Raw genomic sequence first — 14,575 nt, forward strand, 5'->3', positions numbered from 1 at the left:
GTCCGGGCTGAACGCCACGCTGTTGACGGAATCGGTGTGGCCGAGGAGGGGGTCACCGGTCTGGCGGTGCGTGGCCACATCCCAAAGCCGCACCGTCTCGTCTTCGCCTGCGGTGGCCAGAGTTCGCCCGTCCGGGCTGAACATCACGCTGTTGACGGAATCGGTGTGGCCGAGGAGGGGGTCACCGGTCTGGCGGTGCGTGGCCACATCCCAAAGCCGCACCGTCTCGTCCTTGCTTGCGGTGGCCAGAGTTCGCCCGTCCGGGCTGAACATCACGCTCCACACATAGCCGGAGTGGCCGAGGAGGGGATCACCGATCTGGCGGTGCGTGGCCACGTCCCAAAGCCGCACCGTCTTGTCCATGCTTGCGGTGGCTAGAATGTGCCCGTCCGGGCTAAACGCCAGACTTAACACATAGCCCGTGTGGCCAACCAGAGGTTCATCGATTTGGCGGTGGAGACTAACATCCCACAGTCGCGCGGTGCCGTCTCTGCTGCCGGTGGCGAGGGTGCGTCCATCCGGGCTGAACGCCACGCTGAATACCCAGTCAAGGTGGCCGAGGAAGGGGTCGCCGATCTGGCCGCTTGTAGGTGCCGGAGGGCCCGGGCTCCTGCCTTGGGAATGCGGTGCCGGGTGCAGTACCCAGCCCATCACGCAGACTAACGCCGCGAGACCAACCAACACACTGCCGCGCACATAATGCCGGGTGCGGCTGCGAGTGGACGCGCTGGTTCCAAGGGAGCCGACCCGCGCCTCTGGCCTGTCGAGGAACTTATCCACGCCAGCCTGTTGTGCAGCGATCAACTTACTCACTGCGGAGGGCCAAAGCCATCCAGACGGAGCGACCTCACCCACCAGAATGAGGAGTTCAGCTGGCGTAGGCCGCCTGGTTGGGTCCTTGGCCAGACAGGGCTCGACGATCCGGCGGACCCGCGGAGACAATATGTTCAGATCGGGCTCGGCATGCACGACATCGTGCATCGTGTCCGCAGCCGAGGGCCCGGCGAACGGCCCCCTGCCCGTACACGCCATAACCAACACGGAACCCAGTGAGAACACGTCACTGGCCGGGGTTAGTTCCCGTTCCTCGACCTGTTCCGGGGACATGAACCCGGGCGAGCCGACGAGTTGGCCGTCGTTGGTGGGCCTCGCGGTACAGAAGTCGATCACGCACGGGCCATCGACGGCAAGCAGAACGTTGGAGGGCTTCAACGCTCTGTGTATCAGCCCGGCCCGGTGGATCTCGGTCAGCGCGGCTACCAGGCCCGCAGCCAGGCGCAGCGTCAGCTCCTCCGTCAGGGTGCCGGCGGCGTCAACGGCGTCACGTAACGTCACTCCTGCAACGAACTCCGAGGCCAGCCACGGCGCCGGAGCGTCCGCATCGGCGTCGATCAGCGTCGCGGTGAACGCGCTGGATACCCTGCGGGAGGTATCGGCGTCGCGTCGGAACTGCTCCCGGAACCTGTCGTCCTCCACGAACGGCGCCCGCACCTGTTTGAGCGCGACCAGCCGCCCGTCCGGCGCGATACCCAATAGCACCTGGCCGATCGCGCTCCTGCCCAGTTGGGAGAGCATTCGAAACGCCCCGACCTGCAATGGGTCGGACGGCTTCAGCGGCCACATCATGACGGCCCTTGTTCGATGTCGTGCGCCTGAGGCCCGTTGCAGATTACCTGGTGGCCCTGCGCGCTCGGCCTACTGCACCATCGTCGAAGTGCGCCACTCTGTAAGACAACCGTGCCTTCTCGATACATCGCGCTCCCCCGTGAGCCACGATCCCGCGCGATACATTGACAGGCCTATTTTTCTGCCATGAGCGCGGGAGCCGTCACTATGATGGCCCTCATCGTTTCAGTGTGGAAGTGCCAGCGGTCTAAGTGGGCGTTAAGTTCGTTTCTGGTAGCGGCCTCGTCCGGGTTGGGTGAGGAAGCCTTGGCGGGTGAGGCGTCCGAGGCGGCTGCGGGTGATGTTGACGGATGCCTCGTCGGTGGGCATGTCGAGGAATTCGTGCAGCTCGCGGGCCCGGAACACCTGGTCAGGGTGCTGGTTGAAGGCGTTCACGATGGCTTGGTAGGCGGTGCTCGACTCGGGCGGATCGGGTTCGGTCCCGGTCGGTGCGAGTTCGGCGATGATCTTGCGGGTGGTGGCCAGGTCCGCAAGTTGCGCTTCGGTCTCGGTGAGGGCGGCAGTGAAGTGCGCGATCTGATTGCGGAGTTCGTCCGCCCGGGCCGTGGCCTCATTCTCCCGGATGTGAAGGTCCACCAGGAGTTCGGTGATGTTCACGCGGCCAGCCCGAGGGTGTCGCGCCAGGCCGGGGTGGGGGTGGTGAGGCGGCGGGCCATGTTCGCGGTGGAGGCCCAGTAGACGCGTGAGGCGGAGGTGTCGGGCCGGTGGTCGTACTCACGGGCCAGGCGCCGGTGCAGCATCAGCGTGCCGTTCGTCTGCGCGACCACCCACCGCTTCGTGGTCGCGCACTCGCCAGAGCTCTATCGGCAGCCCGAACCGAGAGGGGCACTCACGCCGAGCTGTGCGCCGCAGGAGGTCTTGTGCGCGTGCCGAGAGCTCGGATGGATCTTCCAGGATGTGCATCCTGAACTTCTTTTCCAAAGGAACTAATGGTTGTCAGGCAGTCACGTTACCGGCCATCAGCACGGGCCCTGCGGCTTGACTTCTCCATTGGGAAGCCACTTAGCGTCGGTGGCTTCAGACCTGGACCGACGTGTCCTGTGTCGAGGGCATCGTGGTCAAGGGGATGAACACCCGGTACCTGACCGGATCCCGCGGGTGGACCAAGATCAGAAGAAGAGACACCACCGAAGCAGTCATCGGCGCCATTACCGGCACCCTGGCATGCCCGCAGCTGCTCATCACTCGGCCGCCACGACGAGGCGGGCCGGCTGCGTACGGTCGGGCGCACGGTCCCGCTGCGTCTGGACGCGGCCCGCCAGGTCGCGGAGCATCTGGCCGCCGCCAGCCCCGGACACCCCTGGACTGGTGTGCAGTTCGCAGCCTCCTGGGGGTCGCGCGATGTCTTGGACGTGACCATGGTCCGCCCGGACCTGGTGGCGGAGGTCAGCGCCGACTGGGCCGTCGACCGGGGCGGCGTCTTCCGTCACCCGCTGAGGTTCAAGCGGTTGCGTCTGGTGAAGGTGGAGGATGTGGTGGCGTGTTCGGAGCGGGGCCGACCGCAGCGGCTGCCGGTTGAGGATTAGCGCTGGGAGCAGGGCGGAATCGAGCCAACTCTGCAGCGGAACTCCGTGTTACCTGCGGACACCAGCGGACACCTGAGGACACGTTCGCACTACGTTGGGCCTACGACCTGCGGTGATGTCGACCTTGGCGGGTTCCGTGAGCGCACCTGGATACGTCGGCTTGGGCGACCTACTCTCACTTCGCAGGCCGGTCTCCGGCCGTTCCCACCCTCAGTCTTGCTCTGCCGGAAGGATCTCCGCTGTGCTGAAAAAAGGTCCGCGTGGGCTGGCCGCGAGCACACAGATCCGGCCATCTTGGTCGTCTGCAGTCTAGTCGTTTTTAGCGGTTATTGGAGGTTTCTGGAACTTGCTCCACCTTGCGGAACCTTGCACAACCTTTCACCTGCAACAACGCGCTTCCTGCTGGTTCCGTACCCATGCGCTCGTCACCATTCGGCGACGTCTCTACGCTTCAAGCACTCCCCGGATCCGGGACCGAACAGACCGAACCGATACGCCCTCAACGAAGGGAACTTCGTCATGCCCGCATGGCCCCGAATCGCCTGCCCCGTCTGCCGCCGCTCCGTCGCGGTGAGCCCCGACAGCCGGCGTATAGCCGACCACAAGCATCCGCGGCCCCGTGAACGGGCGCTCGATCTCATTCTGTGCCACGGCTCCGAGCGGCAGGTCGAGCTGGGGGGAGTGATGTTCCTGCTCTCCCTGGAAGGCGGCGATGGTGACCCTCCGCAGACTGCGTTCACTCTGTTTTGAGGCGCGCTCTTCCAGGCCGCCGTGCGGCCTGGGAAGGGGTATAGGTGGGGAATGGCGACAGGGCCGGCCCCGTGGGGATCGGCCCTGTGCGTGCGGCACTCGCGCGGCAACGCGGTGCTGCTGTTGTCCCTGCTGCGGAGTCACCGGCTTCAGGGGGTCCGCCGGTCTCCCGGCGACGTGGTGTCCCCACCGTGCCTCTCGGGTTGCATGAAGCGCAAGTACAGCTTGGACGCCGCTGGACGAACGGTCCCCTGATTCCGCTTTCTGCGGCGTTACTGGGGTGTTCGTCGGGGGAGCACCGAAATCCGAGGCTGTATCACCGCAGGTCAGGAGCTGGTTGCATGCTGATATCTGCGATTGGACGCTGGTGAACTAACAAACGGAAATTACGGCCATTTGGGACTGGATGGGTTCGGTGGGGCTTAGGCCGGAAGGGTGGTGGATGGCATCCTTGTGTTCCCGGGAAGCGACGGCAATCGCCCCCGAGATAGCGCCACTTGGCGCGGAGTCACCGATATTCGGGAGGGCGCAGTCCCGCGCCCTCCCGTCTTACTCCAGGGGCGCCAGCCGTCGGCTGCCCGGATTGGTGGGCCTTCATGGCTACGCAGGATGGGGTCGCCCGCTCGGGCGGTCGACGGCAGCCGAACGGCGGGGTGCCGGGTCTGACGATGCCGCAGGCGCTGCTCAGCAGCGTGGTGTTCACGGTCGTGCTGGTCCTGGCCGTGGTGATGCGGCTGCACGGAGTGCCGATGACGGAAGCCTTCCAGGTGCTGGGCGGCGCGGGCGGGATCGGAGCGGCTCTGGTCCTCATCCTTTCGCCGCGCGGGCGGGGGACAGTGGCCGCAATGGCCCGGGCTGCCGCGCAGTCAGAGCGTTGAAGGGGGTATGTCATGGGACGCCCCGAACACCCCGTGGATTTCACTGTTCAGGAATGCGGTGTGTTGGCCCGCCGCCTACGGGTGCTTCGTAGGGATGCCGGACTGACGTACGACGAACTGGCTACGGAGACCGGTTTGTCTGCGGCCACGCTCAAGCGCGCTGCCTCAGGGAAGACTCTGCCCGCGCTGAAGACGGCCGAGAAGTTCGCCGCGGCCTGCGGCGGCGCGAAGGGCCGGGTTCAGCGACTTTGGCTTGAGGCCAGGATTGCCGATCGGGGTCGGCTGGAGGAGTTGCGTCGGCCCGCGGCTCCACACCTGGTCTCCAGCCCCGCCGAGCTGAGCGTGGCGCTGGAGTTCTTCTACGAGAGGGCAGGGACGCCGTCGCTGCGAGAGCTACAGCAGCGGGCGGGCGGTGACGCACGCCTCGTGCTGCCGATCAGTTCCGCCGCGCGGATCGTCAGCCGCCAGACGCTGCCGGCCAGCGGCCGGCAGCTCAGGGCGTTCCTGGCCGGGTGCGGCCTTTCTTCGCGGAGCAAGGACCGCTGGGTGAAGGCGTACACGCGGGTCTTGCACAACGAGGACGCCGTCTTTACGAGGGCTGCAGTAGAGGACCGCCCGACGCGGCTCATCGACAGTGATCCGCACGTGTGGGTGTGGGTCGCTGACCGTTGGCAGCGGACGGCCTGACACAGGCTGCTGGGTCGTCACCCTGCATGTGGTGACGACCCGACAGCGTATTTGTGCGGGTCATCCACGGCGTAGGTGCTGAGGATGCAGTGCCGTTTCAGCAGGTGAACGGGTTGTCCAGGCGGGTGAACTGCCCCCTGGAGGCCTGTTGCCGAGGTGGTGGTGGCCGGTAGAACCGCCATCGTGATGATCATGATGATGCGGGCCGCGACTGCGGCCGCCGCTGCCCCTTGCCCTCGCCTTTCCCGCTGCGACCGCGCACGCCGCCGACGTGCGTACCGTGCCGCAGGTGCTTCCGATGGGCGTCGCGGTGTCCGCGTTGCCGGTCCGGGTCGAGGACCGTACGGTATGGGGCGGAGTGGACGGCGACGAAGCTGCGGTGGGGCCTGGCCGTGGATGAAGTGGAGCGGGGCCGGCTGATGGACATCGCTGCCGGCTGTGGTGGCACGGACGTGGAGTTCGCCCCGGCTCCGTAGTCGAGCCGTACGGACCGAAGGGCTCCCACCTGGTTGGCCGGGGTGGGGGTCCTTCGCGCTGTCGGTGGAGTCTGGGGGTGGGTCCGGCATGTGATCGGGGTCTCGCTGAAGGGGCTTGCGGGGCTTGGGGGTTGATGGTGTATCACGTGTGCGAGTTTCGCCTATCTGCGCTCTGACCTGCGGTTTTCTTGGACCTGCGCGGCTAACCCCTTCGTGTTCGAAAGTGCGGATCACACCTCCGGCCGGAGGCGTGATCCGCGTTTTCACGTAAGGAGTCATCTGTCATGAGCGCGCCAGAACTGGGTGGGGAGTCGACGGGCGGGGAGTCCGGGCGGGAGTCGGCGGGGCCCGCCGGTGAGCCGGCCCCGCGCCGCCGGCCCGGCCGGCGCCGGTTGGAGAGCCGGATGGTCGAGGCGCTCGCCGCCGGGGTGGTGCAGGCCGTCGCGGGCGTTTTCAGCGTTGCCCCTCCAGGGTGAGGACAGCTTTGGTGATGACGGTCATGCGGTTGGGACTGATGCGGGATCTTCGGAAGATCTGCCAGGACTTCAGCCGTGCCATGCCGCGTTCGACCGGTGCCCGGGCTGCGGCCAAGGCTCGGTTGACGGTGCGCTGGGTGAGGGTGAGCTCGCCGCCCGGTGGCCGTTTGAGTCCGGTGGTGACCCAGGAGCCGGCACCCGTGTAGGCACAGTCGGCGAGGACGGGGACACCCTGGCGTTCGCAGATACGGATCATCCGGTGGGTACGGGCCGCGGTGAGGTCATGAGTGTGGCCCGGCAGGGCGGGCGAGATCCACAGCAGCTCGCCGGCCGGACCGGTGAGGACCTGGACGTTCACGCCGTGCCGGCGGTGCTTGGCCGAGTAGTCCGCCCGGCCGTCGCCGACGCGGTCGCACTCGGCGAGGGTCCCGTCCAGCAGGACGAAGTCCGGATCATGCTCGCGCAGCGTCTTGAGCAGGCCAGGGGCTCGTTCGGCGAGCAGGCCGGCCCCGCTGGTGACGTACGCGTGGACGGCAACGACGGATATCCCGAACCCGGCCACGATCCGGGCGAGGGTGTCGTGGCGGCGCAGGTACACCAGAGCGACAAGCGCACGCTGGTGCGGCGGGAGCTTGCAGCGGCGGTCACCCTCGCGGGTAACGATGAGCATGGTGACCCACTCGACCAGGGCGTGAGGGAGGTCGAGTGCGGCAGGACAGGGAACCAACAGGGCTCCTCTGCGGGTGGGTTGAGACGTCGACACCTCCCTCAACGGCACGGGGGCTTTGTGCGTTGCGGCCCTCACCTCGACCTGACCGGCATCACCCGATCAGTGGCCACGCTGAAAACGCTCAGTGCTTCCGTTCGCTCGTCGAGCCGGCGCGGTATCCGCGAACAGGGGCCCACCCCGGCGCGGTTCGCATCCTGGCGGGGGCGGGGGCGGGGGCGGGAGACGAGCGGCGAGGCCCCCACCCGTCTTGGTAGGGGGTCTCGTCCAGTAGCGGCGCGGGCGGAGTTGGTGCCCTTCGCGGGCTCAACGGCTCTTGTACATCGCGACCGTGAAGCTGACCTTCTTACCGTTGTGGTAGTCGGTGCTGTCCCACACCGAGATGTGAGACCTGTCCTGCATCCGCAGCTGCAGCACCTCATCGGCGTTGCTCCAGTTGTATCCGACGAACTGGAAGTTCGGCTCGGGACTGTCTCCCATTCTCCTGTTTCCCCAACTGCAGATATGCGACGAGTCGTTCTCGCAGACGTCCCAGGCCCTGGCGTACGGGTGGCAGTCCTCTCCCTGCCATACGTCGATACGCTTCAGCCTCGCGTCGGACGAGCGCCACGTTCCGTTGAACCGGTTGGCGGAGCACGAGGCGGCTGCTTCTTTCGTCGAGGTGACGGTGAGCACCACCGAGAGGGAGAGCGTCAGGGCGGCCGTCAAGAGCACGGCCATGATCTGGCGTAGTGGAATGCGGGCAGAAGAGACCTGTGTCATCGTGAACCTCCGATAGCGGGTCGCAGCGCGGGGCATCCCGTCGTCACACGACGCGCCGTCCCCCTACTTCGGCTGAACGCCTCCCATTCGGGCCCGGATCATTTAGCCCTTTACCCCCTGCCTATTCCAGAGCAGCACTCCGCAAGCCTGATCGCAAGTCGGCAGAATTTTACATTTCGCGCACGATTCAATGATGAATGCGATCCAAAGTGGATCGGTCAATGAGCTTCTTCAGCCTTGACGCTCCAGGGTGAGGATGGCTATGGCGATTGACGTCATGCGGTTCGGACTGCATCGGGACCTGCGGAAGATCCGCCAGGATTTCAAGCGGGCGACGCCGCGTTCGACCGGTGCCCGTGCCGCGGCCACGGCCCGGTTGACGGTCTTCTCGGTGGGGGTGAGTTCCTGCCGGGGCCTGCGTTTGATGCCCGTGGTCAGCCAGGGGCCGCCGCCCTGGTAGGCGAGATCGGCCAGGATGGGAACGCCCTGGCGCTCGCAGATGCGGATGATCCGGTGGGTGCGGGCGGCGGTCAGGTCGTGGGCGCGGCCCGGCAGCGCGGGTGAGAGCCACAGCAGCAGGCTGTCCGGATCGGTGACCACCTGTACGTTCACTCCGTGCCGGCGGTGCTTGTGGGAGTAGTCCGCGCGTGAGTCGCCGACCCGGTCGCACTCGGCGAGGGTCCCGTCCAGCAGGACGAAGTCGGGGTCGGCCTCGCGCAGGGCCTTCAGTAGACCTGGCGCACGTTGGGCGAGCAGGTCGGTGACTGCGCTGGTGTAGGCGTGGGCGGTGGACTCGCTGATCCCGAACCCGGCAGCGATCTTTGCCAAGGTTGTGTGCTCACGTAGGTACACCAGTGCCACCATCGCGCGCTGGGATGGGCGGAGCTTGCAGCGTCGGTCGCCCTCGCGGGTGACGATGAGCATGGTGACCCACTCCACGAGCGCATGTGGCAGGTCGAGTGCGGCAGGATAGATGACCAACGAGGCCCCTGAGCAGCGTGGTTGAGACGTCAGACATCTCGATCAACTGTCCGGGGGCCTCGCTCGTTGCGCTTGTCGGGTGTCACCTGATCGGGGCCCGGCTCGAAGAAGCTCAGTGATCACTAATCGGACGGACACAACTGATCAACTGACGAACCCGTCAAAGAGGCACGCACTAGATGTGCACCTCGGGCGGAAAGCCGGTCCAGCACAGCTCAGGGGGCAGATGCCGCATGTCGTTGGAGATGAGGACGGAGGCCGGCCGACCTGGCACGTATCGGATGACCGTGAGAGCGGCGTTGCCGTGGTTGAGACCGAGCCAGCGCCATTGCGGCGCGTGCATGGCGTCCCGGACGAGCCAGGCAACCAGGAAGTTGTGGGTGACGACCAGTTCGTGCCGGTCCTCTTCACCGTCCACCGGCCCGGTGAAGATGTCCAGCGCCTGCCGGGCCAGCGCAGGTCCGTTCTCCCGCTCCTCCTCAGTGGCACCAGCGAGAAAGCGGAGGAAGAAGTCTGCGGATTCTGCCGGAAGCTCCTCTCTCACTGGCATGTAAGGAACGTAGTCACCGGCAACTTCCGAGACACGCAGGGGAACGTTCTTCAGCTGGTCGCCGATCAGACGTGCGGTCTGCTCTGCCCGGGGCAGCGGGCCATGGTGAACAGCTGCGAGAGGGATGCCCCGGAGGCGTTGGCCGAGCAGCATGGCTTGCCGACGGCCGCCTTCCGTCAGCCCGCTCTCCTCCGACGATGCCTCGCCGTGCCGAACCAGATACAGGTAACGGGTAGCCGTGCCGGTCATCACAAACTCCTCTGCGCCCACCAACGATCTTGTGCATCGATGGACGCTGCCTCTTCCGGCGCCGGTTCCCTCTACCCACCAGAGAGACACCCCCTAGGGGGCCGACATCAAGAATGAGGCCCGGGCCTCCGCGGGCATCCGCGAGGTCCAGCAGGGCATCAGCCGACTGGCGTCCGCGACGTCCATGATCCACAAGGATTTGGACGCCAAGTGACGCGGCGGAACCACCGGCGCCAGGGTGGATGACTGCGTTTGCCAGTCGCTACGGGCCGCCGGAGACTGGTGATATGAGCATGGCCCCGCCTCTGGAAACTGGGCTGGCCGGCGCCGATGCTTCTCCCGTTACTGTCACGCCCAGTGGGCTCCTGCCGTTCGTCCACGAGACCCTCGCGGAGGGGCGTGGCAACGCTGTGTCCTGCCGCATCGAACGTCGCGAACCCTCCCCGCGTCGGTGCCTGCTTGCCCGTTTCTCATTCCCAGGAGGTGTCCTATGAGTAAGACCTCCCGACTCAACTGCATCATCCCCCCGCACCTTCTCAAGAGGCTTCTGGAGAGCGAAGACACCGAGGTGCGCCAGGCCGCCTTGGACACCATGCTGACCACCGCTCGCCTGCGGGGCGAACGAGCGGTCCGGGCGTCCTTCGCCGGCCCAGCCGCAACCGCAACTGGTAACGGTCGGCGCACCGTCTTCGACTGCGACCATGGGAGCTTCCTCGCATCCGCTGTTCTGGCCAGGTCGGAGGATGGATCGGAGTCCGTGGACGAGTCCGCAAACCGGGCATTTGGCGGACTCGGCCTGACACGCGATTTCTACAAGGAGGTGTTCCAGCGTGATTCGATCGACAGCCACGGGATGCGCCTGGACGGGTACGTTCACTTCAGTGTGAAGTTCAACAACGCGTTCTGGGACGGACGGCAGATGGTCTTCGGCGACGGAGACGGAAAAATTTTGGGAGACCTCACCAGATCCCTGGACGTGATTGCGCACGAGTTGACGCACGGAGTCACCGAACACACTGCCGGGCTCGTGTACCACAATCAGTCCGGGGCCCTGAACGAGTCGATGTCGGATGTTTTCGGGTCGTTGGTCAAGCAGTGGTCGCTGAAACAGTCGGTTGAGGAGGCGGACTGGCTGATCGGGGCTGACGTGTGGACTCCGGGGATCGATGCCGACGCCCTGCGATCGATGAAGGCCCCGGGGCACGCATACGACAACGCACTGTTCGGAAAGGACCCTCAGCCTGACCGTATGAGCAAATTCATTCACCTGCCCGACACCGAGGAAGGGGACTCCGGCGGGGTGCACTTCAACTCGGGCATCCCGAATAAGGCGTTCTTCCTGGCGGCCGTGGGCATCGGCGGATTCGCGTGGGAGGGTGCCGGGCCCATCTGGTATGAATCGCTGAAAGCGTCCAGCGCCGAGACCCAGTTCCAGGACTTCGCGGACACCACCTTCCAGAAGGCCGGGGAACTCTTCGGCATCGGCAGCGCCGAGCAGTCGGCTGTGCTGGCAGCGTGGCAAGGGGTGGAAATCCCCATCAGAGGCGTCCCGACCGGAGTCGCCCGGGCGCGGAGCCTTGCGGCCGATGGGAACGGTGGTGTGAGACGACAGGACGGCCTCGCAGCCCTGACCAGGCAGGTCGGGGAACTGAGCACCCAGATGACGAAGCTGGCCAAGGATGTGACCGCGTTGAAGCGGGCCGGTTGACACCAGAAATTGCCGCCGCCCGAACCTGGACCCATCGTAACGAGGTTGCGCGCAATGAAGGTGACTCTGGCGACACACGGCGGGCTGGCGGCGGCGGTCAATCTCCGCCTCCCGCCCAAGGTGCTGGATACGGACACCCTGCCGGAGAATGCTGCCCCGGAGCTGGCCCGGCTGGTGGCGGCGGCCGTCGCAACGCCCAAGGCGGACCAGCCCAGCCGGGCCAGGGATGCGATGAGCTACACGATAACGGTGGAGGACGGCGGTCGTTCGACGGTCCTCAAGCAGTCGGACGCCGCCATGACCCCCGCGTTCGCGGCCCTGCTCACTCGGCTGCAGAAATACCTGGAGCAGCAGTGACGCCTGCCGGGCCAGGTTGTCGACCACCCGCGCTCACCTCGGTGAGTGGCATGCCATTTCCAGGTCAGGCGCCGACAGCTCCTCCGCTGGCAGCAAGCCCCTGCGTACCTCGTCCACTAGGGCTTGGTGGTCGCGCTCGTTCTGGTCAGCGTATACCTCCGCGAAGGTGGCGATGGGATGGCGATGCCGTTCCAGCCGCGCAGCTGGCGGACGTAGAAATCACGCTGCCTGCCGTCGATCCCGTCCACCCGTTCCCAGCCGAGGAAGACGTCGCTCGTGGCCTCGCCTGCATCAACTGTTGGTCCAAGACCACCTTGCATGCCCGTACCCACGCGCACCCGCCGGTGCATGCCGACGGCAATGGCGCCCGCTCGCCGTTCGTGCGCCTGCACGACAATGTGGCACTGGCTGTCGACCGCAAGCTCGGCTGGCAGCGTCTGCCGACGCCGCTCGGCCTGCTGACCCTCATGGGGCTGCGCGACAACCTCCGCCGTAAGAACCTGCACGACACCAACGGGTACCCGCGCAGGGGGTGCCCGACATCGAGCCTCCGGCCGCGCGACACCTCACCGAGCGCACCGCCGACGGCTCCTACAACGACCTCGACAACCCGCGCATGGGCATGGCGCGCTCCCGCTTCGGCCGCAACATCCCGCCGGATGTGACGTTTCCCGAGCCGGCGCCGCAGATCCTCACTCCGAGCCCGCGTGAGGTCAGCCGTACGCTCCTCACCCGGGACTAGTTCATCCCGGCCACGTCCGTCAACGCCCTGGTTGCCGCATCGCTGCAGTTCATGATCCGCGACTGGGTCAGCCACGGACAGGGTGCCATCGACGACCCCTGGTAGATCGAACTGGAGGACGGCGACCCTTGGCCGACCTCACCGATGCTCGTGCCCCGGACCCTTGCCGACACCACCCGCACCGAAGGCGGGGACGGCCTGCCGCCGACGTACATCAACGAGAACTCGCACTGGTGGGACGCCTCCCAGCTCTATGGGAGTGACCTCGCGACCCAGCGGCGGCTGCGCTCAGGCGAGGAAGGCAAACTCAAAGCGCCACGCGACGGCACGCCGTTCGCAGATGCCCCGGAGCTGGATCCCGCGAACACTCCGGGCTTCTGGCTGGGCCTGCTGATGATGCAACACCTGTTCATCCTGGAGCACAACGCCATCTGCGACCGGCTGCGCCGTGATTTCCCCGCCTGGTCGGACGAACAGCTCTTTCAGCGGGCACGCCTGATCAACGCCGCGCTCATCGCCAAGATCCACACTGTGGAGTGGACTCCCGCCGTGATCAGCCACCCGACGACCGTCACCGCGCTGCGCGCCAACTGGTACGGTCTGCTCGGCGAACGAGTGCAACGGCTACTCGGCCGGATCAGCGGGAACGAGCTGCTCAGCGGCATCGTGGGCGGCCACACCGACCACTTCGGCGTCCCTTACTCCCTCACCCAAGAGTTCGTGGCGGTCTACCGCATGCACCCCTTGGTGCCCGATGACTGGAGCTTCCGCTCGGCCGTGGACAACTCGCTGCTTCAGGAGACCAATTTCCGGGAGCTGGCTGGCCGGCGCGCGTACGAGGTGTTCGCCAACCACGGGCTGCCGGACCTGTTCTACTCCTTTGGCACCTCGCACCCCGGCCTGGTGACCCTTCACAATTACCCGAAGTTCCTGCAGGAGTTCCAACGCCTGGACGACAAGCTCATGGACCTGGCGGCCGTCGACGTGCTGCGGATCCGCGAGATGGGCGTGCCCAGGTACTACGAGTTCCGGCGTCGGCTCCACCTGGAGCCCGCCGCCGACTTCGCCGCGCTGACGGACAACCCGGTCCGGGCCGAGGAGATGCGCCGGATCTACGACGATGACATCGAAGGCGTTGACCTGATGGTGGGATCGTACGCAGAGCCCCGCCCCAAGGGGTTCACCTTCAGCGACACGGCCTTCCGGATCTTCGTCCTGATGGCCTCCCGGATTCTCAACAGCGACCGGTTCCTGACGAGGGACTACACACAGCAGGTGTACACGCAGATCGGCCTGGACTGGATCGAGAACAACGGCATGACCAGCGTGATGCTGCGCCATTTCCCGGAACTGCGCTCATCCATGCGGGCCGTGGACAACGCCTTCACCCCGTGGAAGACGCTCCAGCCCCCCGGGTGAGGCCCGGTCGCTCGGCCTTCCACTGCCCAGCAGCGGGTGCGCTCGGCGGCGATCTCCCCGCCGTGGCGGCCGGGACGATCACCTTTTCGTTGTCCCTCCGGACGGGGGAACCGGGTGGCCGAGCACGGCCGGGTCGACGGAGTAACCGCAGGTGTCGACGCGGACGTAGTGGTCGCAGCCGCGGCGGACCTGGAGACGCCACCAGTCGGCGGCCCGACTGCGGGGAGGGTCGGCAGCTGGGCCGGGTCTGCCACGTTTTACAGTCCCGAGCTCCGTACCTCGGCTTCCCCCTCGAACCCATCGAGCCAGCGGCGGGTACCGGGATCGGGCGGGACGGCCGGTGGCCAGGCGCCGGAGAAGAAGACCGGGGAGTCCGGCAGCGGGCGCAACCGAAACCTGTCAGCAAGTCCGAGCTTCGAGCCGCACGCTGTCAGGACCACCGTTTCATCGTCGATGTCCGTTGCCGGGGTGGAGGTGGCGAACACGACCTGTGGTGCCGTCAGACCACGATCCCGGACGCGGGTACGCCGCCACCGGAAGGAGGGACCGCGCAGGTGTCGTGGCTGGAACGGTGGGTGTGAGGCCAAGGCGGGTGCGCTGA

At 66.4% G+C, this 14,575-nt stretch carries 15 protein-coding genes and 2 pseudogenes; 8 read left to right on the forward strand and 9 right to left on the reverse strand.

From position 1 onward, the window contains the following. From ACIQU4_RS26985 to ACIQU4_RS26995, 3 genes and pseudogenes are all read right to left on the reverse strand, one after another. On the reverse strand, positions 1-1,575 hold a 1,575-nt coding region (locus ACIQU4_RS26985), incomplete at its 3' end, for a WD40 repeat domain-containing serine/threonine protein kinase (RefSeq protein ID WP_403735661.1). Between the two features lie 309 nt (positions 1,576-1,884). Beyond that, entirely contained in the window at positions 1,885-2,283 is a 399-nt protein-coding gene (locus ACIQU4_RS26990; RefSeq protein ID WP_403735664.1) for a hypothetical protein, read from the reverse strand. After that, positions 2,280-2,462 (reverse strand): annotated as a pseudogene (locus ACIQU4_RS26995) (IS5/IS1182 family transposase); the annotation flags it as partial. The pseudogene ACIQU4_RS26995 and the gene ACIQU4_RS26990, both read right to left, overlap by 4 nt. 576 nt (positions 2,463-3,038) lie before the next feature. Between ACIQU4_RS26995 and ACIQU4_RS27000 the strand changes: the two are divergent. From ACIQU4_RS27000 to ACIQU4_RS27015, 4 genes are all read left to right on the forward strand, one after another. Further along, a complete protein-coding gene (locus tag ACIQU4_RS27000) occupies positions 3,039-3,212 on the forward strand; it encodes a hypothetical protein (protein WP_403735667.1) in 174 nt (57 codons plus the stop codon). A 1,346-nt stretch (positions 3,213-4,558) separates the two neighbouring features. After that, entirely contained in the window at positions 4,559-4,840 is a 282-nt protein-coding gene (locus ACIQU4_RS27005; RefSeq protein WP_403735670.1) for a hypothetical protein, read from the forward strand. Between the two features lie 12 nt (positions 4,841-4,852). Beyond that, complete coding sequence (locus tag ACIQU4_RS27010) at positions 4,853-5,527, forward strand: helix-turn-helix domain-containing protein (protein WP_403735673.1); 675 nt, start codon at positions 4,853-4,855, stop codon at positions 5,525-5,527. Positions 5,528-6,287: 760 nt separating this feature from the next. Then, a complete protein-coding gene (locus tag ACIQU4_RS27015; protein WP_403735675.1) occupies positions 6,288-6,479 on the forward strand; it encodes a hypothetical protein in 192 nt (63 codons plus the stop codon). On the opposite strand, the gene ACIQU4_RS27020 is transcribed toward ACIQU4_RS27015, so the two are convergent. From ACIQU4_RS27020 to ACIQU4_RS27035, 4 genes are all read right to left on the reverse strand, one after another. Further along, entirely contained in the window at positions 6,457-7,206 is a 750-nt protein-coding gene (locus ACIQU4_RS27020) for a transposase family protein (protein WP_403735678.1), read from the reverse strand. The two genes, ACIQU4_RS27015 and ACIQU4_RS27020, sit on opposite strands and share 23 nt — an antisense overlap. Positions 7,207-7,512: 306 nt before the next feature. Then, a complete protein-coding gene (locus tag ACIQU4_RS27025; RefSeq protein ID WP_403735680.1) occupies positions 7,513-7,968 on the reverse strand; it encodes a hypothetical protein in 456 nt (151 codons plus the stop codon). Positions 7,969-8,199: 231 nt separating this feature from the next. Beyond that, complete coding sequence (locus tag ACIQU4_RS27030) at positions 8,200-8,949, reverse strand: transposase family protein (RefSeq protein WP_403735683.1); 750 nt, start codon at positions 8,947-8,949, stop codon at positions 8,200-8,202. 175 nt (positions 8,950-9,124) lie between these two features. After that, positions 9,125-9,748: a histidine phosphatase family protein gene (locus ACIQU4_RS27035; protein ID WP_403735686.1), complete on the reverse strand. Its 624-nt coding sequence runs from the start codon at positions 9,746-9,748 to the stop codon at positions 9,125-9,127. Positions 9,749-10,238: 490 nt separating this feature from the next. Between ACIQU4_RS27035 and ACIQU4_RS27040 the strand changes: the two genes are divergently transcribed. Further along, a complete protein-coding gene (locus ACIQU4_RS27040; RefSeq protein ID WP_403735689.1) occupies positions 10,239-11,456 on the forward strand; it encodes a M4 family metallopeptidase in 1,218 nt (405 codons plus the stop codon). A gap of 54 nt (positions 11,457-11,510) precedes the next feature. Next, a complete protein-coding gene (locus tag ACIQU4_RS27045) occupies positions 11,511-11,813 on the forward strand; it encodes a protealysin inhibitor emfourin (RefSeq protein WP_403735692.1) in 303 nt (100 codons plus the stop codon). 33 nt (positions 11,814-11,846) lie between these two features. Here ACIQU4_RS27045 and ACIQU4_RS27050 read toward each other — a convergent pair. Continuing rightward, positions 11,847-12,097: pseudogene (locus ACIQU4_RS27050) on the reverse strand (hypothetical protein); the annotation flags it as partial. A 248-nt stretch (positions 12,098-12,345) separates the two neighbouring features. Between ACIQU4_RS27050 and ACIQU4_RS27055 the strand changes: the two are divergent. Both ACIQU4_RS27055 and ACIQU4_RS27060 read left to right on the forward strand, forming a co-directional pair. After that, the gene (locus ACIQU4_RS27055; protein WP_403735695.1) at positions 12,346-12,555 is read left to right on the forward strand and encodes a peroxidase family protein; all 210 of its coding nucleotides are present in this window, start codon (positions 12,346-12,348) and stop codon (positions 12,553-12,555) included. A 150-nt stretch (positions 12,556-12,705) separates the two neighbouring features. Continuing rightward, positions 12,706-13,974: a peroxidase family protein gene (locus ACIQU4_RS27060; protein ID WP_403735698.1), complete on the forward strand. Its 1,269-nt coding sequence runs from the start codon at positions 12,706-12,708 to the stop codon at positions 13,972-13,974. 78 nt (positions 13,975-14,052) lie between these two features. On the opposite strand, the gene ACIQU4_RS27065 is transcribed toward ACIQU4_RS27060, so the two are convergent. Beyond that, positions 14,053-14,322, reverse strand: coding sequence for a Mu transposase domain-containing protein (locus ACIQU4_RS27065; RefSeq protein WP_403735827.1), 270 nt, complete (start codon positions 14,320-14,322; stop codon positions 14,053-14,055). Between the last annotated feature and the right edge of the window lie 253 nt (positions 14,323-14,575).

The sequence above is a fragment of the Streptomyces sp. NPDC090741 genome, from assembly GCF_044769045.1.
GTDB lineage: Bacteria > Actinomycetota > Actinomycetes > Streptomycetales > Streptomycetaceae > Streptomyces.

What these genes read in the sequence shown, in the direction of transcription:
- ACIQU4_RS27025 (WP_403735680.1), bottom strand. Translation starts at nt 7,968, where the DNA reads ATGACACAGGTCTCTTCTGCCCGCATTCCACTACGCCAGATCATGGCC.
- ACIQU4_RS27035 (WP_403735686.1), bottom strand. Translation starts at nt 9,748, where the DNA reads ATGACCGGCACGGCTACCCGTTACCTGTATCTGGTTCGGCACGGCGAG.
- ACIQU4_RS27015 (WP_403735675.1), top strand. Translation starts at nt 6,288, where the DNA reads ATGAGCGCGCCAGAACTGGGTGGGGAGTCGACGGGCGGGGAGTCCGGG.
- ACIQU4_RS27005 (WP_403735670.1), top strand. Translation starts at nt 4,559, where the DNA reads ATGGCTACGCAGGATGGGGTCGCCCGCTCGGGCGGTCGACGGCAGCCG.
- ACIQU4_RS27045 (WP_403735692.1), top strand. Translation starts at nt 11,511, where the DNA reads ATGAAGGTGACTCTGGCGACACACGGCGGGCTGGCGGCGGCGGTCAAT.
- ACIQU4_RS27040 (WP_403735689.1), top strand. Translation starts at nt 10,239, where the DNA reads ATGAGTAAGACCTCCCGACTCAACTGCATCATCCCCCCGCACCTTCTC.
- ACIQU4_RS27010 (WP_403735673.1), top strand. Translation starts at nt 4,853, where the DNA reads ATGGGACGCCCCGAACACCCCGTGGATTTCACTGTTCAGGAATGCGGT.